The 20258-nt window shown below is 63.5% G+C and carries 15 protein-coding genes and 1 pseudogene; 5 read left to right on the top strand and 11 right to left on the bottom strand.

All coding sequences use genetic code 11. The annotated features are described in order from the left end of the window. Positions 1-15: 15 nt before the first annotated feature. Positions 16-3162: a CusA/CzcA family heavy metal efflux RND transporter gene (locus tag BLR63_RS19060; protein ID WP_010566770.1), complete on the top strand. Its 3147-nt coding sequence runs from the start codon at positions 16-18 to the stop codon at positions 3160-3162. Here BLR63_RS19060 and BLR63_RS19055 read toward each other — a convergent pair. The 3 genes from BLR63_RS19055 to BLR63_RS19045 form a co-directional block, all read right to left on the bottom strand. Beyond that, entirely contained in the window at positions 3086-4522 is a 1437-nt protein-coding gene (locus BLR63_RS19055; RefSeq protein WP_010566771.1) for a heavy metal sensor histidine kinase, read from the bottom strand. The genes BLR63_RS19060 and BLR63_RS19055 overlap by 77 nt on opposite strands. Then, entirely contained in the window at positions 4519-5193 is a 675-nt protein-coding gene (locus BLR63_RS19050; RefSeq protein ID WP_010566772.1) for a heavy metal response regulator transcription factor, read from the bottom strand. Before BLR63_RS19050 ends, BLR63_RS19055 begins: the two co-directional genes overlap by 4 nt. 325 nt (positions 5194-5518) lie before the next feature. After that, the gene (locus BLR63_RS19045) at positions 5519-6838 is read right to left on the bottom strand and encodes an OprD family porin (protein WP_042947356.1); all 1320 of its coding nucleotides are present in this window, start codon (positions 6836-6838) and stop codon (positions 5519-5521) included. Between the two features lie 225 nt (positions 6839-7063). On the opposite strand from BLR63_RS19045, the gene BLR63_RS19040 reads away from it, so the two are divergent. From BLR63_RS19040 to BLR63_RS32425, 3 genes and pseudogenes are all read left to right on the top strand, one after another. Next, positions 7064-7396 (top strand): DUF2790 domain-containing protein, encoded by a 333-nt coding sequence (locus BLR63_RS19040; protein ID WP_010566774.1) that lies wholly within the window; start codon positions 7064-7066, stop codon positions 7394-7396. A gap of 74 nt (positions 7397-7470) precedes the next feature. After that, positions 7471-8229: pseudogene (locus BLR63_RS32430) on the top strand (PAS domain-containing protein); the annotation flags it as partial. A 156-nt stretch (positions 8230-8385) separates the two neighbouring features. Continuing rightward, complete coding sequence (locus BLR63_RS32425) at positions 8386-8817, top strand: methyl-accepting chemotaxis protein (protein ID WP_390896532.1); 432 nt, start codon at positions 8386-8388, stop codon at positions 8815-8817. Positions 8818-8845: 28 nt separating this feature from the next. On the opposite strand, the gene BLR63_RS19030 is transcribed toward BLR63_RS32425, so the two are convergent. Then, a complete protein-coding gene (locus BLR63_RS19030; RefSeq protein WP_010566776.1) occupies positions 8846-9655 on the bottom strand; it encodes an AraC family transcriptional regulator in 810 nt (269 codons plus the stop codon). Between the two features lie 150 nt (positions 9656-9805). On the opposite strand from BLR63_RS19030, the gene ddlA reads away from it, so the two are divergent. Continuing rightward, on the top strand, positions 9806-10900 hold the full coding sequence (gene ddlA, locus BLR63_RS19025; protein WP_010566777.1) for a D-alanine--D-alanine ligase: 1095 nt from the start codon (positions 9806-9808) through the stop codon (positions 10898-10900). 124 nt (positions 10901-11024) lie between these two features. Here the strand turns inward: ddlA and BLR63_RS19020 are convergent, their stop codons facing one another. From BLR63_RS19020 to ssuD, 7 genes are all read right to left on the bottom strand, one after another. Then, on the bottom strand, positions 11025-12854 hold the full coding sequence (locus BLR63_RS19020) for a gamma-glutamyltransferase family protein (RefSeq protein WP_050901348.1): 1830 nt from the start codon (positions 12852-12854) through the stop codon (positions 11025-11027). A gap of 38 nt (positions 12855-12892) precedes the next feature. Beyond that, complete coding sequence (locus tag BLR63_RS19015; protein ID WP_010566779.1) at positions 12893-13672, bottom strand: PhzF family phenazine biosynthesis protein; 780 nt, start codon at positions 13670-13672, stop codon at positions 12893-12895. 178 nt (positions 13673-13850) lie between these two features. Next, complete coding sequence (locus tag BLR63_RS19010; protein ID WP_010566780.1) at positions 13851-15116, bottom strand: acyl-CoA dehydrogenase family protein; 1266 nt, start codon at positions 15114-15116, stop codon at positions 13851-13853. A gap of 31 nt (positions 15117-15147) precedes the next feature. Beyond that, entirely contained in the window at positions 15148-16575 is a 1428-nt protein-coding gene (locus tag BLR63_RS19005) for an LLM class flavin-dependent oxidoreductase (protein ID WP_010566781.1), read from the bottom strand. Positions 16576-16773: 198 nt separating this feature from the next. After that, positions 16774-17946: an acyl-CoA dehydrogenase family protein gene (locus BLR63_RS19000; RefSeq protein ID WP_010566782.1), complete on the bottom strand. Its 1173-nt coding sequence runs from the start codon at positions 17944-17946 to the stop codon at positions 16774-16776. Between the two features lie 79 nt (positions 17947-18025). Then, the gene (locus BLR63_RS18995; RefSeq protein WP_010566783.1) at positions 18026-18871 is read right to left on the bottom strand and encodes an amidohydrolase family protein; all 846 of its coding nucleotides are present in this window, start codon (positions 18869-18871) and stop codon (positions 18026-18028) included. Continuing rightward, positions 18868-20013: an FMNH2-dependent alkanesulfonate monooxygenase gene (ssuD, locus tag BLR63_RS18990; protein ID WP_010566784.1), complete on the bottom strand. Its 1146-nt coding sequence runs from the start codon at positions 20011-20013 to the stop codon at positions 18868-18870. Before ssuD ends, BLR63_RS18995 begins: the two co-directional genes overlap by 4 nt. Positions 20014-20258 lie beyond the last annotated feature (245 nt).

The following is a 20258-nucleotide window of genomic DNA, read 5'->3' as shown; positions in this document are numbered from 1 at the left end:
AGCGAGTGATTACCCATGTTTGAGCGCCTTATCCAATTCGCCATCGAGCAGCGCATCATCGTGCTGCTGGCGGTGCTGTTGATGGCCGGTGTCGGCATCGCCAGCTACCAGAAACTGCCCATCGACGCGGTGCCCGACATCACCAACGTGCAGGTGCAGATCAACTCGGCGGCGCCCGGTTTTTCGCCGCTGGAAACCGAGCAGCGCATCACCTTTCCCATCGAAACCGCCATGGCCGGGTTGCCGGGTTTGCAGCAGACCCGTTCGCTGTCGCGCTCCGGCTTGTCCCAGGTGACGGTGATCTTCAAGGACGGCACCGACCTGTTCTTCGCCCGCCAGTTGGTCAACGAGCGCCTGCAAGTGGCGCGCGAGCAATTGCCCGTGGGCATCGAAACCGCGATGGGGCCGATTTCCACCGGGCTCGGGGAAATTTTCCTATGGACAGTGGAAGCCGAAGAGGGCGCGCGCAAGGACGACGGCACGCCCTATACGCCGACCGACCTGCGCGTGATCCAGGACTGGATCATCAAGCCGCAACTGCGCAACGTGCCCGGCGTGGCCGAGATCAACACCATCGGCGGCTTCGCCAAGGAATACCAGATCGCCCCCGACCCCAAGCGCCTGGCGGCCTACAACCTGACCCTGAGTGATCTGGTCACGGCCCTCGAACGCAACAATGCCAACGTCGGCGCCGGGTACATCGAGCGCAGCGGCGAACAGTTGCTGATCCGCGCGCCGGGGCAAGTGGCGTCGATCGAGGATATTGCCAACATCGTGATTACCTCCGCCGATGGCACGCCGATTCGCGTGCGCAATGTGGCCCAGGTCGAGATCGGCCGTGAGCTGCGCAGCGGTGCCGCCACCGAAAACGGCCGTGAAGTGGTGCTGGGCACGGTGTTCATGCTGATCGGCGAAAACAGCCGCAGCGTGTCCCAGGCCGTGGCGTCGCGTCTTGAGCAGATCAACCGTTCGCTGCCCGCAGGCGTGGTGGCCGTGACCGTCTATGACCGCACCGATCTGGTCGAAAAAGCCATCGCCACGGTAAAGAAAAACCTCTTTGAAGGCGCGCTGCTGGTGGTCGCGGTGCTGTTCCTGTTCCTGGGTAATATCCGTGCGGCGTTGATCACCGCGATGGTGATTCCCCTGGCGATGTTGTTCACCTTTACCGGCATGTTCACCAACAAAGTCAGCGCCAACCTGATGAGCCTCGGCGCGCTGGACTTCGGCATCATCGTCGATGGTGCGGTGGTGATCGTCGAGAACGCCATCCGCCGCCTGGCCCATGCGCAACAGCGTCACGGTCGCTTGCTGACCCGCAGCGAACGCCTGCACGAAGTGTTCGCCGCCGCCAAGGAGGCGCGGCGCGCGCTGATCTTCGGGCAACTGATCATCATGGTGGTGTACCTGCCGATCTTCGCCCTCACTGGCGTGGCCGGGAAGATGTTCCACCCCATGGCCTTCACCGTGGTGATCGCCTTGCTCGGTGCGATGATTTTGTCGGTGACCTTCGTGCCGGCCGCGATTGCACTGTTCGTCACCGGCAAGGTCAAGGAAGAAGACAACCTGGTGATGCGCAGCGCGCGCCGGGCCTATGCGCCGGTGCTCGATTGGGTCATGGCGCGGCGCCCGCTGGTGTTCGGCCTGGCGCTGCTGACCATCGTCGCCTCGGGCCTGGTGGCCAGCCGCATGGGCAGTGAATTCATCCCCAGCCTCAGCGAAGGCGACTTTGCCCAGCAGGCCTTGCGCGTGCCGGGTACCAGCCTGACGCAATCGGTGCAGATGCAGCAGCAACTGGAAAAAACCTTGATGGCCCAGGTGCCGGAAATCCAGCGGGTGTTTGCGCGCACCGGGACCGCGGAGATCGCCTCCGACCCGATGCCGCCGAATATTTCCGACAGCTACGTGATGCTCAAACCCAAGGACCAGTGGCCCGATCCGAACAAATCCCGCGAAACCCTGATCGCCGATATCCAGCGCGCCAGTGCGATCGTGCCGGGCAGTGCGTATGAACTTTCGCAACCGATTCAACTGCGTTTCAACGAGCTGATTTCCGGCGTGCGCAGCGATGTGGCGGTGAAAGTGTTCGGCGATGACATGGCCGTGCTCAATCGCACCGCCGGGGAAATCGCCGAAACCCTGCAAAAGCTTGATGGCGCTTCCGAGGTGAAGGTGGAGCAGACCTCCGGCCTGCCGGTGCTGACCATCAATATCGACCGTGACAAGGCCGCACGTTTTGGCCTGAATGTGGGGGATGTGCAGGACACCCTGGCCGTCGCCGTCGGTGGGCGCCAGGCCGGTACGTTGTACGAAGGCGACCGGCGTTTCGACATGGTCGTGCGTTTGTCCGACGCGCTGCGCACTGATATCGACGGCTTGTCGCGGCTGTTGATCCCGGTGCCCGCGCTGGCGGGCAACGTACCCGGACAGTTGGGCTTTATCGCGCTGTCCCAGGTCGCCAGCCTCGACCTGGTGCTCGGCCCGAACCAGGTCAGCCGTGAGAACGGCAAGCGCCTGGTGATCGTCAGCGCCAACGTGCGCGGGCGGGATATCGGCTCGTTCGTGGACGAGGCCGAGGCTGCCATCGCCGCCCAAGTCAAGGTGCCGGCGGGTTACTGGACCACTTGGGGCGGCCAGTTCGAGCAGTTGAAGGAAGCCTCCGAGCGCCTGCGCATCGTGGTGCCGGTGGCGCTGCTGTTGGTGTTCGGCCTGCTGTTCATGATGTTCAACAACCTCAAGGATGGGTTGCTGGTGTTCACCGGGATTCCGTTCGCGTTGACCGGCGGGATCATGGCCCTGTGGCTGCGGGATATTCCGCTGTCGATCTCGGCGGGGGTGGGGTTTATCGCGTTGTCCGGGGTGGCGGTGTTGAACGGGCTGGTGATGATTGCGTTCATCCGCAACCTGCGCGAGGACGGGCGCTCGTTGTCGCTGGCGATCCACGAGGGCGCGTTGACTCGCCTGCGCCCGGTGTTGATGACCGCGCTGGTGGCTTCCCTGGGGTTTATCCCCATGGCCCTGGCCACCGGCACCGGCGCCGAGGTGCAGCGGCCGCTGGCGACGGTGGTGATCGGCGGGATCGTGTCCTCTACGTTGCTGACCTTGCTGGTGCTGCCGGCGTTGTACCAGTGGGCCCATCGTCGGGAAGAGGAAACACCAGGCTGAAGCGGGTGAAGCGTCCGGGTTGGCTGTTGACGTCGGCGTGGCCCTGATGCAGGAGCATGATCGAGCGCACGATGGCCAGCCCGAGGCCGGTGCCGCCTTCGGCGCGGGTGCGGCTGCTGTCGGCGCGGTAGAAGCGCTCGAACACGTGCGGCAGATGGTGCGCCTCGATGCCACGCCCAGGGTTGCCGACCGACAACGATGCGCTCTGGCCATAGGTCTCCACCAGCAGTAAGACGGTGGACGCTTCAGGGGTGTGACGAATCGCGTTGGACAGCAGGTTGGAAATGGCCCGCTGGATCATCAGGCGATCGCCCGTCACCCAGGCGTCGCCGCGCAGGTTGAGGGTCACGTGCTTGTCCTCGGCGCTCAGGGCGAACAACTCCATCACCCGCTGTGCTTCTTCACCCAGCGACACCCGGCCAAACCCGGCCCGCGCCGCCGGATGGCTGACCTGGGCCAGGAACAGCATGTCGGAGACGATATGCGACAGGCGCTCCATTTCTTCGGTGCAGGATTCCAGGCCCGCTTTGTATTCTGCCGAGGGCCGCTCGCGGGACAGGGTCACTTGCGCCTTGCCCATCAGGTTGGTCAACGGCGCGCGCAGTTCGTGGGCCAGGTCGTCGGAGAACTGCGACAACTGCTGCACCCCCGCGTCCAACCGATTGAGCATCACGTTGAAGCCTTGGGCCAACTCGCTCAGCTCCTTGGGCAGATTGTCCACGGACAAACGATGGGTCAGGTCCTGAGTCGTGACTTGGGCCGCGACATGGCCGAAGAGCTTCAAGGGTGCCAACCCGCGCTGCACCAGCCACCAGGCGCTCATGCCGATCAGGATCAGCAGCATCGGCAGGGCAATCACCGTGGAGCGCAGGTAGGCGCTGAGTAGCGCCTCGTCGTCGGAGCGGTCCAGCGACATCAGCACGCGCACCTGTTCGCCATTGTGCAATGACATCAGGCGTGTGGCGCTGAGCATGCGGTTGCCAGCGCTATCCTGCCAATTGAGGTAGGCCAGCGGCTTGCCGGCGGGGATGTCGAGCAACAGCGGCTGCTGGGGTTTGGCGCCGACGCTCAGCAGCACCGGGGTGCCCGGCCCGGTGCCGAGGATGGTCAGGTAGATGTTGTCGTGGCCCATCACCAGGTCCAGCAGCGAGTGGGGGCGGGCGCTGATGTCATGGGTGTCGAGGCCCTGGCCCAGGGTGTGTTCCAACTGCTCCAGCTTGTTTTCCAGGCCCTTGCGCGCGAGCTTGTCCAGCTCGTGGGTCAGGGCCAGGTAGGCCAGGGTGGCCAGCAGCACGACGAGGCCGGCGCCCATCAGGCTGACCGTCAACCCCAGGCGCATGGACAGGCTGCCGGTCTTCATTGGCGCGCCTCCAGTACATAGCCCACGCCGCGAATGGTGTGAATCAGCTTGACCTCGCTCTGGTCGTCGACCTTGCCGCGCAGGCGGCTGATGGACACTTCCACCACGTTGGTGTCGCAGTCGAAGTTCATGTCCCACACCAGGGAAATGATTTGCGTGCGGGTCATTACCTCGCCGGTCTGGCGCATCAGCACATGCAACAGGGCGAACTCCTTGGTGGTCAGGTCGATGCGCCGGTCGCCGCGGTAGGCGCGATGCCGGCGCGGGTCCAGCTCCAGGTCCGCGACGCGCAACACGTCCGGCACCGGGATGTGCTCGCTGCGCCGCAACAGGGTGCGCACGCGGGCCAGCAATTCGGGGAATTCGAAGGGTTTGACCAGGTAATCGTCGGCGCCCATGTCCAGGCCCTTGATCTTGTCGGCCAGCCGGCCGCGCGCGGTCAGCATCATCACGCGCTGGTTGCCGTCGCGGCGCAGTTGCTCCAGCACGTCCCAGCCGTCGGTGTGGGGCAGGTTCACGTCGAGGATCACCAGCTCATAGGTGTTTTGCCTGGCCAGGTGCAGGCCGTCGATGCCGCTGGCGGCGCAATCGACGACGTAACCGCTTTCGGTCAGGCCTTGCTGCAGGTAGTCGGCGGTTTTCTGCTCGTCCTCAACCACAAGGATACGCATGGGGATTTACCTTCAAAGGAAACGAAAAGGGCATGGCCTCATAAGAGGCTTGAGATGGGCTGTAGGAAAAACTCTGAAGCCTGAAGTAGCTTTAGGGTCAAGCCAGCTCAGGCGTGTGCGACGATTCGTCACCGGATGTGCGCACAAAAAAAACGCCCCGGCTGGGGCGTAAAAATTCATCTCTGTTCCAAAGGAGCTAAACAAACGCCGCAGAGATGAGGTGTGTTCGACCGTCAGTATAAAAAGTGCAACTTAACGGCAAGGTGAGGCCGATATTACAGTTCTGACAGACTTCAACTTATTAGCCGGTATCGGTCAGCGCGGTTTAAAGAACGGCCAGGGGATATTCGACAATCACTCGAACTTCCTCGAGATCGGATTCAAATGAACTTGAACGCACCGTCGCCTGGCGCAATCGCAGGGACAGATCTTTCAAGTTGCCGCTTTGCACCACGTACTTGGCTTCGATATCCCGTTCCCAGCGGCGCTGATCGGTGAGCGGATTGCCGGCGCCGTCGCGGCGCATATAGACCGCGTTGGCATGGCTGTAATCGGCATCGGTGCCCTTGGCGTAGCGCGTCATGAACGACAGGCCGGGAATGCCGAAGGCCTGCATGTCCAGGTCATAGCGCAGCATCCATGAACGCTCCTTGGGCGAGTTGAAGTCGCTGTACTGGATCGAGTTGTTGAGGAAGATCGAGTCCGACTGGCGCAGGTAATCGAAGTCGTCGTTGCCGTTGTTGCGCTGGTGCGACACGGCCAGGCTGTGGGCGCCGACCTTGACGCCGACCTTGGCGCTCCAGATGGTGTTGTCGAACTCGCCGAGCAGCTTTTTGCCTTCGTCCACGGCCTTGTAATAGTTGATGTCGCCGAACAGCGAGACGTCGTCGCTCAGCGGATAACTGGCGGCACCGCCGGCGTAATACTGGTTCCAGGCGTCCTTCAGGCGGCTGCCATAGAGACTCAGGCTCAGGTGTTGGTTCACGCTGTAATCGCCGCCGACATAGCCGATCCAGGGCGAGTCGACCCGCCCTGCATAAAACGTCGAGAAGCCTTTGTCCATGCCGCTTTCATTGGGCTGGCTCATGCCGCTCAGGCGCCCGCCCTGAAGGCTCAGGCCCTCGAGGCTGGTGTTCTGCAAGGTCACGCCGCGAAAGCTTTCCGGCAACACGCGCGAATCGCCATAGGCCACCACCGGGGTCAGCGGGAACACGTCGCCGGCCTTGATCAGCGTGTCGAGTACGCGCAATTTCGCCGCGCCGCCGACCTTGCTGTAGGCGTCTTCGGGGTGATTGTCGCTGTCCACCGGCAGGACGCCGAACGAACCCTTGCCGCCGCTGCGGCCCGTGCCCGAGTCGAGCTTCACGCCGACCATGGCGAACGCGTCCAGGCCAAACCCCACAGTGCCTTGGGTAAAGCCGGATTCGAACTTGCCGATCAGCCCCTGGGCCCAGGCTTCTGAATAGCCATTGCCGGTGGGGCTGGACTGGCCCTTGCGATCATCGCGGTTGAAATAGAAATTGCGCGCCAGCACGTTCACGCGGCTGCCTTCGATAAAGCCTTCGGGTTTTTCTTCCACGGCCACGGCTGCCAGGGGCACTGTTGCGAGCAGTGAAAGGGGAAGGACGTAATAACGGATATGCATGTTTCGCTCCTTGGTATTGGCAGTGATCAGCTTCTTATGGAGGCGGGCGTTCTTATTGATCTGGCCCGGGCTGATAGTTGCAAACCGTGGATAACGGCTGTGTGGCGGGAACATTACAATTCTGGAACTTTGTGGTCGTCTAACAAATAAGTAATGTTCCAGTGACTCTTGCGTCAGGGTTGGCTGGTTAATCTCGGCACTGAACTTTCAGACGAGGAACCTGCGATGAACTTTTATAAACTTTGCCTGGGCGTATTAACCGCCGTTCTGTCCTTTGCTGCATTGGCCGAAGGCGGCGGTGATCGTACGTTTGACCTGATGATGGAACGCAATCAAAAAGCCATGGCCGACTACGCCGCCAGAAATGGCAAGCCGGTGCCCGAGGCGCAGGTCTATCGCTATGGCATGAAGTTGGACATTGCCAAGGTGGTCAGCGTGACGCCGCCGATCCGCGCCTGCCATCCGGTGCCGTCCCGCATGACCTATGAAGATTCCACCGGCAAGCTCAATACCCTGGAATACCAAGTGATGGGCATCTGCCGAAACAATGGCAGCTGAGCGCTGCAAAAAAGAACGGGCCCAGGCGTGGACTGCTCTTCAGAAAACGCCGGGCGCGCCGATGACGTTCAGATATGTTCTTTTCTCATGACCATCGGTGTCCCATGTTCAACACCCGTTTGAAGCAGGAGCTGGCGGCTCTTCGCGAAGAGTTGTCGAGCTTGCAACAGGTCAAGGAGAGCCTGGAAAGCGAAATGCTGTGCCTGACGCTGGACGTCGAAGGCCGGGTGGAGTGGGCAAATGCCAACTTTCTGCAGGAACTGGTTTACTCGATGAGCGGCCTTCTGGGACGCCCCATCGAAGACCTGGTACCGGCCCATGTGCGCCAGGACTCCTTTCAACTGCGTTTCAAGAACGCCCTGATGCGCGGCGAACATTTCGTCGGGGCCGTGCGCCTGACGCGCGGCAATGGCAAGGAAGCGTGGCTGCGTTCGATCGTGCAACCGGTGCGCACCTCGGACGGGCGCCTCAAGCATTTCTCCATATTCTCCAGCGACCTCACGCGCACCATCGAGGCGTCGCGCGAGCACGAAAACCTGATCACCGCGCTGGTACGTTCCACGGCTGTGATCGAGTTCGACCTGGAGGGCCACGTGCTCACCGCGAACGAGCGTTTTCTCAACAGCATGGGGTACACCCTGGCGCAGATTCAGGGCAAACATCACCGCATGTTCTGCGAACCGGAGGACTACAACAGCGCCGAATACCAGGCGTTCTGGAAGCGTTTGAACGCCGGTGAGTTTGTCGCGGCGCGCTTCAAGCGTGTGGACAGCCATGGGCATGCGGTGTGGTTGGAGGCGACTTACAACCCGGTGCTCGATGCCAACGATCGGCTGTACAAAGTGGTCAAGTTCGCCACGGTGATCACCGACCAGGTCATCCGTGAACAGGCGATTGCCGAGGCTGCCAATATTGCCTACAGCACTTCCCTGCAAACCGACAACAGTGCCCAGCGCGGTACCACGGTGGTGACCCAGGCGGTCGACGTGATGCGCGACCTGGCCCAGCACATGCAACAGGCCGGCGAGGGCATCGAGGCGCTGAACGCCCAGTCCCAAGTGATCGGCACTATCGTCAAGACCATCAGCGGCATTGCCGAACAAACCAACCTGCTGGCGCTCAACGCCGCCATCGAAGCGGCGCGGGCCGGTGAACAGGGGCGTGGGTTCGCGGTGGTGGCCGATGAAGTGCGGCAGCTGGCATCGCGTACCAGCAAAGCCACCGAGGAAATTGTCGGCGTGGTGCGTCAGAACCAGGACATGGCTCGCGATGCGGTCAGCCTGATGACCGACGGTCGCTCCCAGGCCGAGCAAGGCCTGACCCTCGCCGCCGAAGCGGGCGCGGTGATCATCGAAATCCAGGACGGCGCGCAGAAGGTGGTCAGCGCGGTGGGGCAGTTCGCCAACCAGCTGTCGAACTGACCGGTAGGGCGGGTGCCGCCGCCCAATTTCAACGCCCGAGCATCTTCACCCAGCGCGACGGCGGCATGCCGTAGGTGCTGCGAAATTGTCGGGTCATATGGCTCTGGTCGGTGAAACCCGCGATCAGCGCCGCATCCACCAGTGTTTGGCCCTGGGCCAGCAGGCTGCGCACCAAGTCCAAGCGGCGCATGGTCAGGTAGCGGTAGGGGCTGGTGCCGAACAACAGGCGAAAGTCCCGCGATAACGCCCAGCGGTCGCGGCCGGCGTGGTCGGCGATTTCATCCAGGGTGATGCTGCGGCCCAGGGCGCTGTGGATAAATTCCCGGGCGCGCTCGGCAGCTATGTAATCGAAGGTCTTGCGGCGGATGATCGCGCCCGCGGCGTTGTTCAGCGCGTGGGCCAGGTCGAACATCGCGTCCTGTTCCTGCAACGGGTCGATGGGGTGATCAAGGTTTTGCAGCAGCACTTCGCTGGCACGGAACAGCCTGGGATCGGTGGATAAACCCTTGGGGATGAACGGCAACGGCTTGCCGCCGAGGATCTGCTGGATCAGCGACGGTTCCACGTAAATCATCCGGTACTTGAAGCCCTCGTCGCTGCCCGCGTGACCGTCGTGGGTCTCGTCGGGGTGAAGCACCATGGTCGTGCCGGGCAGGCTGTGGATCATGTCGCCGCGATAGTGAAAACTTTGCACGCCCGACAACGTGCGCCCGATGGCGTAGGTGTCATGGCGATGCGGGTCGAAGGCGAACCCGGCGAAGTACGCTTCGATACGATCAAGGCCGCTGGCGTGCGGGGCGCGGTGCAGCCAGTCGAGGGTGGGGGTGGGTTTGCCCATGGTGGCTTGTCACACAGAGAGGTGGAAACACGTTAACCCAGTCTGGCGCTGTTGTCGTGCTGGGGTCTTGTACGATTGTGCAGGTGGGCAGGTAGCGAATCGCTGACCGCCCATGGTAATAAGCCTTACGTTCAACAGTGAGGCCAGGTCATGAGCAAGGTGCGGGTAGGGATTATTTTTGGTGGCCGTTCGGCCGAACATGAGGTTTCGTTGCAGTCGGCGCGCAATATTGTCGACGCGCTCGACCGCACACGCTTCGAGCCGGTGCTGATTGGCATCGACAAGGCCGGCCACTGGCACCTCAATGACACGTCGAACTTCCTGATCAACCAGGAAAACCCGGCACTTATCGCGCTCAACCAGTCCAACCGCGAACTGGCGGTGGTGCCTGGCAAGGCCAGCCAGCAAGTGGTGGAGACCTCCGGCCAGAGCCTGCTGCAACACATCGACGTGATCTTCCCCATCGTCCACGGCACCCTCGGCGAAGACGGCTGCCTGCAAGGCCTGCTGCGCATGGCGGACCTGCCTTTCGTCGGCTCCGATGTGCTGGGTTCGGCGGTGTGCATGGACAAGGACGTCAGCAAGCGCCTGCTGCGCGACGCCGGGATTGCCGTCACGCCGTTTATCACCCTCAACCGTCGCAACGCGGCGCGCACCTCGTTCGACATGGCGGTGGGCAAGCTCGGCCTGCCGATGTTCGTCAAACCCGCCAACCAGGGTTCCTCGGTGGGTGTGAGCAAAGTGAACGACGAGGCCGAGTACCACGCCGCCGTCGAACTGGCCCTGGGCTTCGACGAAAAAGTGCTGGTGGAATCCGCCGTCCGGGGCCGCGAGATCGAATGCGCCGTGTTGGGCAACGACAACCCCATCGCCAGCGGTTGTGGTGAGATCGTGGTGGGCAGCGGTTTCTATTCCTACGACAGCAAGTACATCGACGATCAGGCCGCCCAGGTGGTGGTGCCGGCGGATATCAGTGTTGAAGCCAGCGAGCGCATCCGCCGCCTGGCCATCGAAGCCTTCGAGGTATTGGGCTGCGCCGGGTTGGCGCGGGTCGATGTGTTCCTGACCGATGACGGTGAAGTGCTGATCAACGAAATCAACTCATTGCCCGGCTTCACCCGCATCAGCATGTACCCCAAGCTGTGGCAGGCGGCGGGCATGAGTTACAGCGAGTTGGTCAGCCGCTTGATCGAGTTGGCGTTGGAGCGGCATGCGGGGCGCAAGGGGCTCAAGATCAGTCGCTGATCATCAGCCAATGGCCAGTAACGCCATCAGGCGTTACTGAGGACTTCCCGGAAGACATCCGGTCTTGCTTTTTTCATTGCTCTGTACGAGCGATCCATAAGCGCAACAACGTCCCCTCGTTACATCAATCCCCCAACGCCTCACCCTCTCGCCGTGGGTCGGCGCCGCCGCTCAGCATCACCTTGCCCTGCGCATCCTGCGTGCGCACGATGGCCTGGATGCCGCTGGTCATGTCGATCTCGCTCAGCACATGGCCCTTGTCCCTGAGCGCCTGTTTCGATGCCGGGCTGAACAGGCCGGCTTCCAGTTCGGTCGCGCCATTGCGGCTGCCGAAGTTGGGCAGGTTGATGGCGGCCTGTGGGTCGAGTTGCCAGTCGAGCATTGCCACCAGGGACTTGCTCACGTACTCGATGATCTGCGAGCCGCCCGGCGAGCCCAGCGCGGCCAGCAACTCGCCGCTCTGGCGGTCGAACACCAGGGTCGGCGCCATGGCCGAGCGTGGGCGTTTGCCCGGTTGTACGCGGTTGGCCACCGGTTGGCCGTGTTCCTCGGGAATGAACGAGAAGTCGGTCAACTGGTTGTTGAGCACAAAGCCCTGGACCATCAGGTGGGCGCCGAAGGCGGCTTCCACCGTGGTGGTCATCGACACCGCGCCGCCCCTGTCGTCCACCGCCACCACTTGCGAGGTGGAGATGCGCAACGGCGAGCGGTCCGGCGCGTACGCCACTTGAATCCCCGCCGGCTGGCCCGGCTTGGCGACGCCCAGGCTGCGCTCGCCAATCAACGCGGCGCGCGTGGCCAGATAATCCGCTGCGACCAGGCCGGCGACCGGCACCGGTACGAAGTCGGCATCGGCGACGTACAACCCGCGGTCGGCAAAGGCCAGGCGGCTGGCTTCGGCGATCAGGTGAACGGCCTCGGGCGTGGGTTCGAGGCCGGCGGCGGAGGTGCTCTTGACCGGTGTCATGGGCGCGATGGCCAGACGCGGGTCGCGGGCTTCCAGCGCCTGCAACGTGCCGAGGATCTGCGCGATGGCAATCCCTCCCGACGACGGCGGCGGCATGCCGCACACGGTCCACTGCTTGTAGTCGTTGCACAGCGGCGTGCGCGCCTTGGCGGTGTAGCCGGCGAGGTCCGCCACGGACAGGCTGCCCGCATTGCGATGGCCCTGGACCTTGCGCGCGATCTCCTCGGCAATCGGCCCTTGGTACAGCGCGTCCGCGCCTTCCTTGGCGATGCGTCTGAACACGTTGGCCAGCGCCGGGTTTTTCAGCAATGTGCCGGTGGCCTTGGGCGTGCCATCGGCGTTCAGAAAGTACGCCGCCATATCCGGCGATTTGGGGATGTGACGGTCGGCCGCGATCAGCGCATGCAGGCGCGGGGAAATCGCGAAGCCCTGTTCCGACAGGCGGATCGCCGGCGCGAACAGCGTGGCCCAGGGCAAGTGTCCGGTCTGCTTGTGCGCCATCTCCAACGCGCGCAACACCCCCGGCGTGCCCACCGAACGCCCGCCGATCTGTGCGGCGGTGAATGCCATCGGCTGACCGTCGGCCTTGAGGAACAAGCGCGGCGTCGCCCCGGCCGGCGCGGTTTCGCGGCCGTCATAGGCGTGCACCTGTTTGCCGTCCCACAGCAGGATGAACGCACCGCCGCCAATCCCCGACGATTGCGGCTCCACCAGGGTCAGCACCGCCTGCATGGCAATCGCCGCATCGATGGCCGAGCCGCCCTGGCGCAACATTTCGCGCCCCGCTTCGGCCGCCAGCGGGTTGGCCGCCGCCGCCATATGCCGCTCGGCATGGCGGGGGCGCAGGTCGGCGCGATAGCCCGAACCCAACTCCGGCGCCGCTGGCTGCTCGGCCAAGGTTGTGTTGCAGGCCAGCAGGGCGAGGGCGGCGGCAATCGCTGACAGGTGAAGACGGGCAATCGAAAACACGCGCTGAACTCCGTTCATTTTGAGAATGATCTGTTGTTCGTAGGGGGCCCTGGGTTTTACAGGTAGATCGAGCCTTGCATATACAGCACGGCCTTGCCCGACATAATCACCCGGTCGCCCTTGAGCACGCAGCGTAGTTGGCCCTTGCGCGCACCGCCCTGCTCGGCGGTCAGGTTGGTTTTGCCCAGGCGCTCGGCCCAGAACGGCGCCAAGGAGGTGTGAGCCGAACCGGTGACCGGGTCTTCATTGACCCCCACATTCGGGCCGAACCAGCGGGAAATGAAATCGAACCGCGTGCTCTTGGCCGTCACTGCAATCCCGCGTTTGGGCAGGCCCTTGAGCCGGGAAAAATCCGGCGTGAGCGCGGCGACCTGGGCCTCATCGTCGAGCACCACGAGGTAGTCATCGGTGCCGAATACCTCGGCGCGTTCGATCCCCAATGCGCTCAACAGCCCGGCCGGCGGCTCGCAGGGTTGTGGGTTTTTCGCTGGGAAATCCATCGCCAGCTCATCGCCCACGCGGGTGACCCGAAGCTCGCCGCTGCGGGTGGCAAACCGCAACACGTCAGGCGCATCCGCCAACGCATGAATCAACACCCACGCGGCCGCGAGCGTGGCATGGCCGCACAGGTCGACTTCGACGGTGGGGGTGAACCAGCGCAGCTCGTAGAAATCGCCACGGGGCACGAAGTAGGCGGTTTCGGACAGATTGTTTTCGGCGGCGATGTCTTGCAATTGCTCGTCGCTCAGCCATTCGGTCAATGGGCACACCGCAGCGGGGTTGCCGCCGAAGGGATGTTGGCTGAAAGCGTCGACTTGGTAGATGTCCAGTTTCACCGTGGGGCACTCCATGTAGGGGGGGAGGCTGGACACTAACAGCGGGTTCCGGGGAGCGTCAAAATACAGATGGAGTGTTTTTTTGCGCGCATGCAGGCTGCCGGGCGTGGCGTAGCGGCGCTTTTTCCGCGGCGCAAAAAAATGCCCCGGCAGGCCGGGGCATGTTCAGGGCGCGGAGTTACGCGCTCTGTGGCTCTTTTTCAGCGCGGGCGGGTTGGTTGCCGCCGCCGATCTGCCAGACGTAGGGCGGTTCGGTGCCGTTGATTTCCCAGTCGCCGATGATCCGCTCCTTATAGATCAACGGATTGTGCGAGGCCGCAGTGCGCGCATTGCGCCAGTGCCGGTCGAGTTGCAGGCCCGTGCGGGCGGCGGAAGCGCCCAAGGCGTTGAACAAGTCGCTGGTGGCGCGCAGCACCAGGTCGGCAATCACCACTTGGGCTTGGGCCGACTCCAGCTCCGCAGCGATATTGGCCTCGTGTTCGGCCTGCTCATCCTTGGCAAAATGCGCCAGGTAAGCGCGTTGCGAAGCCTGCGCGGCACGCAGGGCCGCGGCTTCGGCGGTGTAGACCTGCGCCGAAGCCTTGCCGACCACTTGCTGCACCTGGGCATCGTCACGCACCGCCGCCGCATTGCCATGGCTGAACACCCTGGCGCGAACACGCACCTGTTGGGCCACTTCGCGCACGGCCGCCTGCCCCGAACCGACCAGCACGGCCAGCAGGGTCAGTTGGTAAAACGCGGTTTGATATTTGAACCGCGTGGAGAAGTCGATCAGGTGGTCGTCTTCGACCACGGCATTTTCAAACACCGACGTGCCGCTGCCGGTGGTGCGCTGACCGAAGCCATCCCAGTCGTCGCTCTGACGCACACCCGGTTGCTGCACGCGGACCGCCGCGATCACGTCGGCACCGGTGTCGTCCCGTTGGGCATACAGGTCGATCCAGTCGGCGAACAGGCTGCCGGTGCTGTAGAACTTGGTGCCATTGGCGACCCATTGCTCGCCCTGGCGGCTGATGCGGGTGATCACCTGGCCGATCTTCACGTCGCCGACTTCGGTCCAGGCGTTGCCGACCAGTTCCCCGGCCACAAACCGCTCGAACCAGGCGTTCTGTGGGCTGAATGCCTGGGCGTTGAGGCGGTCTTCGACAAACGCAAAATGCCCGCGCAGGGCTTGGGTCACGTTGGAGTCGGCGGCCGCCAGTTCAATCAACAGTTGGAACAGTTGCGGCAGCGAGGCGCCGGCGCCGCCGAATTCGGCCGGGACACGCACGGCGCCGAACCCGGCTTCTTTCAGCCATTGGATCGGTTCGAACGGCAGCGTGCGCGTGCGTTCGCGCTCGACCGCCCCCTCGGCGATACGGGTGAAGATCGGCCGAAAACGCTCGGCGAGCGCTTCGTAATCGGTACCGACAGACAGTGTGTTCAGCGTGGCAAAACTGGACATGGAAGGGCTTCCTCTTCAGCGCGAATAAGCGTCAAGTCAGGTCAGAAAATTTGGACGGTTTGGTGTGGTCGGTGGCGTTGGCCCCGGTTTTGAACGCACCGCGATAACGCGCCGCCGGATGGTCGTCGGCGGCGTAGGACGACGTGCCGTCGAGGAGGTTCTCGCGCAGGGTGTCGCCTTCATAGGCGGTGCGCACCCGGCCCCGGCGTTGCAGCTCCGGCACGATGAATTCGACCAGGTCTTCGAACGTGCCTGGGGTGATGGCATAGGCCAGGTTGAAGCCGTCGATACCGCCGACGTCCACCCAGCGCTCCATCTCGTCCGCCACGGTTTTCGGGCCGCCCACCAACACCGGGCCCAAACCGCCGATGCTGCGGTGCTTGATGATGTCGCGCGGCGTCCACTTGCGGTCGGGGTCGGCGGTGGCGAGCAGCTCCAGCACCGAGCGGATGCTGTCGTTGTCGATCGCTTCCAGGGGTTGGTCCGGGTCGTATTCGGAAAAGTCGATGCCGGTCCAGCCGCCGTAGAACGACAACATGCCTTCACCGTTGGCATAGCTCAGGTAGTCGCGGTATTTGGCTTGTGCGGCTTCATCGCTTTCACCGGTGATCACCGTCAACAGCGTGAACACCTTGACTGAATCGCGGCTGCGGCCGGCGGCCACGGCGCGGTTGCGGATGTCATCGGAGACCTCGCGCGCCTGCTCGGCGGTGGCCGGGCTGATGAACACCCCTTCGGCGTGCTTGGCGGCAAAGGCGCGGCCACGGCTGGAGGCGCCGGCCTGGAAAATTACCGGGGTGCGCTGTGGCGATGGCTCGGACAGATGAATGCCCGGTACATCGTAGTATTTGCCCTTGTGTCCGATCGGATGGACTTTACTCGGGTCGGTGAAAATTCCGCGTTCACGGTCGCGCAGTACCGCGTCTTCATCCCAGGAGCCTTCCCACAGTTTGTAGGTTACGTCCAGGAACTCATCGGCGATGTCATAGCGTTCATCGTGGGAGATCTGTTGCTTGAGGCCCAGGTTGACCGCCGCGCTGTTGAGGTACGAGGTCACCACGTTCCAGGCCACGCGACCTTTGGTCAGGTGGTCGAGGGTCGAGAATTTTCGCGCCAGGGCGTAAGGCTGTTCGTAGGTCAGCGCCGAGGTCACGCCAAAGCCCAGGTGCTTGGTCACGGCGGCCATGGCTGGCACTTGAAAGAACGGATCGTTGACCGGCACCTGATCGGCGTCGAGCAAGGAGGTTTCCACCGAGCCGCGATAGATGTCATAGACGCCCACCACGTCGGCGATAAAGACTGAATCGAAATAGCCGCGTTCAAGCAGTTTGGCCAGGTCGATCCAGTAGTCGAGGTCTTTGTATTTCCATGCCTGGCTGTCCGGATGACGCCAAGTGCCTGCGGCCTGATGGCTCACGCAGGTCATTTCGAACGCATTGAGAATAATGCGAGAAGCCATAGTCGATTAACTCCAGTTGTCTTGGTTCATGGGGCACGCAGGGCGGTTCGATGCTGGTTTTGGGGGTAATTGCATAGTTCATGCCGAGCGCTAACGGCCTGTAATCCATGGGTTTTTGTCTGTTCTCGGGGCGCTTGCCTATTGCTGGAGCAACACTTTGTTGTTCCGGTGAACGGTGGCGAACACCCGTCACGGGTGTCAGGAATAGAAGCTTGGCGTCGGCGGTTTCTGCTTCAGGGCCCACTCGCCAAGTTCGCGGATGCGGTAGTCCACCGGGTCGTGCAGGGTCTGGGTGCGCAGGTTGCGCCAGTAGCGGTCGAAGCGCCGCGAGGCTTGGGTGGCGCGGGCGCCTGTCACTTCAAACAGCCTTGAACTCAGGTCCAGGCCCACCCGCGTGGCGTGCACCTTGGCGCTGCCGATGGCCAGGGCCAGGGTCGCGCGCTCCTCTGCGCGCAGTTGTTCGCCGCGGTTCCAGGCCTTGTCGAACAACGCATTGGCCCGTTCGGCGAGGGCGCGCACCGCCTCCAGGCCGGCCCAGAACTCGCCGTAGTGGGCCAGCACATACGGGTCGTCGACGGCCTGGTCGACCTCGGACTTGAACCAGGGACGTGCTTCGTGGGTGGTGTAGTGCTGGGCCTGCTCGAAGGCGCCTTCGGCAATGCCGAGGAACAGGTTGACGAACGTCAGTTGCGCCAGCAGCGGTCGCAGCCCGGAAAACACCGTGCTCAGCGGGCCAGGGTCCAGCAGCAGTTCATCGTCGGCCACCTGCACGCGCTCGAAACGGGCGCTGCCGCTGTCGGTCTGGCGTTGGCCCATATTGTCCCAGTCGTTGAGCAGGGTGATGCCGGCGCGGTCGGTGGGGATTGCGGCGATCAGCAGTTTGCCGGCGCCACTGTCGTCCAGCGCCGAGGCGATCAGGCGGTCGGAGTCGCTGGCCCCGGAGCAAAAGCTTTTCATCCCGGTAAACTCGCGCCCGCCGTCCACACGTGTGGCCACGGTGCGGGTGTCCAGCGGGTTGAGCGCGTTGCCCCAGAACCAACGCTGGCGGACGGTCTGTTCCAGCCACGGCTGCCACTGATCGGGCCGCGAGAATAGGCGTACGGTGGCCAGCATCAAGTGTTGGAAACCAAACACATGGGCCATTGAACTGTCGACCTTGGCGAACTCACGCACGATGTTCAGGGTGTCGCTCCAGCTGGCGCCGAGGCCGCCGAATTCACGGGGAATGCTCAGGGTCAGCAGGCCGCTGTCGCGCAGGGCGTCACGCTCGCGTTTGGGCGTGCCGCCACGTACGTCGCGCTCGACAGCGGTCGTGGCCCAGTCGGCCGCCAGGCGGCGGGCGGTCTGCACAGGATCGTTGGGGGTGGTCACAGGGGAACTCCTTGAAAGGGAAAACAGCGCCGGGCCGCCCCTTGCTAGCGGTCGGTCCCGGCGTGTGGCGCGAGGTGTTCTACAGCCCGAACAGGCGGGCGGCGTTGCCATAGAGAACGTTGTCGAGCACCGCGGGTTTGAACCCCAGGCGCTGGAGATCCTCGATGGATTGACCGATCGGGCGGAACGGATAGGACGAGCCGAACAGCAACTGCTCGGCCAGAAAGCCGTTGGCCGCTTGCACATAGGCCTCGCTGCCGGGCTGGAACAGGTACATGTCCGGCACCAGGTAGATATTCGGGTAGCGAAACGCCACGCCCAGCGCTTGCTGCACGTTGGGCCAGTAGCCGTGGTAGCAGACGATCGACAACTGCGGGAACGCGCGGGCGACGCTGGCCAGGCGTTCGGGGTTGTTAAAGGCGGGGTCCGGGGTAGTCGGCCCGCTCATCAGAAACAACGGAATGCCGCGTGCCTGCAAATGCGCGTAGATCGGCCAGTACAACGGGTCATCCGCGTGTCTGGCCGGTTCGCCGAACCCTGGCTCCAGGTCGATCCCGGCCAGGCCCAGCGTTGAGATGGCGCGCTCGATCTCGTCCAGCGCGCCGTCGATGCCTTGCAGTGCCGGGTCGATACTGGCGATGCCGAGCAACTCTTGGTGGTCACGCACGATGCTGTGAATCAGGTCGTTGGGCAGATGCTGGCTGGGGGTGTGACGCCCGACCACCACCGCCCGGCTCAACCCGGCGTCGCGGACCTCATCGAGAAACCCCTGGGCGGTGCGCGAGCGGGCGAAGTGCTCGTCGTCGCCACGCGTGCCGACCCGGCGGTTCAGCCAGCGAGCGGTAGCAGTCTCGGCGCTGCCTGGGGTGGCGCCGAAAAAATCGTGCAGGTACGCCGGGCGGCAGCGCATATCAATCACGTTCATGCCGTGGCCTCGTCCTTGATCGGTGCCTTGCCGGCCCGCACGTCGAACGCGCCGCCGGTGAGGACCTGGTCGCGGACCGTGACAGGCTGTTTGCCCAGCAGCGGGAACACCAGTTCGGCAAAGCGGAACGCTTCTTCCAGGTGTGGGTAGCCGGACAGTACGAAGCGATCTACGCCGAGGTCGGCATATTCCTGCAGGCGCTTGGCCACGGTCTCCGGGTCGCCCACCAGCGCCGTGCCGGCACCGCCGCGCACCAGGCCGACACCGGCCCACAGGTTGGGCGAGACTTCGAGCTTGTCGCGCTGCCCGCCATGCAGGGCGGCCATGCGGCGCTGGCCTTCGGAGTCCATCTTGGCGTAGTTCTTCTGGGCGTCGGCGATGACATCGTCGTCGAGGTGGCTGATCAGTTCTTCGGCGGCGGCCCAGGCCTGCTCGTTGGTTTCACGCACGATCACATGCAGGCGCACGCCGAAATGCACCGTGCGGCCGTGTTTCTTCGCGCGCTCGCGCACGTCGGCGATCTTCGCGGCCACGTCCGCCGGCGGTTCGCCCCAGGTCAGGTAGGCGTCGACCTGTTGGGCCGCCAGTTCATGGGCCGCCGGGGACGAGCCGCCAAAATACAGGGGCGGGTGCGGTTGCTGCACGGGCTGGAAGAAGTTCTGCGCGCCTTCCACGTGCACATGCTTGCCGGTGAAATTCACCACCTCGCCACTGAGCAGCCGACGCCACACGGTGAGGAACTCGCCGGCGGCTTCGTAGCGTTGGTCGTGGTCGAGGAAAATACCGTCGGCAGCCAACTCGGTGGCATCGCCGCCGGGCACCACATTGAGCAGCAGGCGCCCGTTGCTGGCCTGATCCAGCGTCGCCGCCTGACGGGCCGACGCGGTGGGGTTGCCCAGGGAGGTGCGCAGCGCCACCAGCAACTTCAGGCGGTGGGTCACCGGCACCAGGCTGGCGGCGGTGATCCACGGGTCCAGGCAACTGCTGCCGGTGGGAATCAACACCCCGTCATAGCCCAGGCTCTCGGCGGCTATCGCGATCTGCTGCATGTACTTGTTGGTGGCCGGGCGGCCGCTGTCGGATCGGCCCAGGTAACGGGTGTCGCCGGACGTGGGCAGAAACCAAAAGATATCAAGACTCATCAACACGCTCCTCGCTGCAAAAAATAAGAAGCCCGCTTCCGTGGGCAGGAAAGAAGGCGACAGGTAGCGCAACGCAGGGCCGGCACGGCTCTTTATGGAGATGCTTGTTTAAACAAGTCTGTGGCTGGGGCCGATGGCTCTAGAGGAGCAAGCATCGTACCAATCCATCAACCTATTGATTTATAAGGAAATTGCCTGTTTTTGAACGACGCTGACTGTCGCTGGAAGGGGGTAAGTGTTGAAAC

Origin of the sequence: Pseudomonas extremaustralis, from assembly GCF_900102035.1 — a bacterium.
In the GTDB taxonomy this organism is placed as follows: Bacteria; Pseudomonadota; Gammaproteobacteria; order Pseudomonadales; family Pseudomonadaceae; genus Aquipseudomonas; species Aquipseudomonas extremaustralis.
Note: the sequence above shows the minus strand (reverse complement) of the source record. Positions and strands in the feature narration are given on the sequence as shown.

Bases quoted from the DNA above. Each gene is read 5' to 3' on its own strand.
- ssuD (WP_010566784.1), bottom strand. From the start codon at position 20,013: ATGAGTCTTGATATCTTTTGGTTTCTGCCCACGTCCGGCGACACCCGT.
- BLR63_RS19005 (WP_010566781.1), bottom strand. From the start codon at position 16,575: ATGGCTTCTCGCATTATTCTCAATGCGTTCGAAATGACCTGCGTGAGC.
- BLR63_RS18995 (WP_010566783.1), bottom strand. From the start codon at position 18,871: ATGAACGTGATTGATATGCGCTGCCGCCCGGCGTACCTGCACGATTTT.
- BLR63_RS19055 (WP_010566771.1), bottom strand. From the start codon at position 4,522: ATGAAGACCGGCAGCCTGTCCATGCGCCTGGGGTTGACGGTCAGCCTG.
- BLR63_RS19010 (WP_010566780.1), bottom strand. From the start codon at position 15,116: ATGTCCAGTTTTGCCACGCTGAACACACTGTCTGTCGGTACCGATTAC.
- BLR63_RS19060 (WP_010566770.1), top strand. From the start codon at position 16: ATGTTTGAGCGCCTTATCCAATTCGCCATCGAGCAGCGCATCATCGTG.
- BLR63_RS19045 (WP_042947356.1), bottom strand. From the start codon at position 6,838: ATGCATATCCGTTATTACGTCCTTCCCCTTTCACTGCTCGCAACAGTG.
- BLR63_RS32425 (WP_390896532.1), top strand. From the start codon at position 8,386: ATGCGCGACCTGGCCCAGCACATGCAACAGGCCGGCGAGGGCATCGAG.
- BLR63_RS19020 (WP_050901348.1), bottom strand. From the start codon at position 12,854: ATGAACGGAGTTCAGCGCGTGTTTTCGATTGCCCGTCTTCACCTGTCA.
- ddlA (WP_010566777.1), top strand. From the start codon at position 9,806: ATGAGCAAGGTGCGGGTAGGGATTATTTTTGGTGGCCGTTCGGCCGAA.
- BLR63_RS19040 (WP_010566774.1), top strand. From the start codon at position 7,064: ATGAACTTTTATAAACTTTGCCTGGGCGTATTAACCGCCGTTCTGTCC.
- BLR63_RS19050 (WP_010566772.1), bottom strand. From the start codon at position 5,193: ATGCGTATCCTTGTGGTTGAGGACGAGCAGAAAACCGCCGACTACCTG.
- BLR63_RS19030 (WP_010566776.1), bottom strand. From the start codon at position 9,655: ATGGGCAAACCCACCCCCACCCTCGACTGGCTGCACCGCGCCCCGCAC.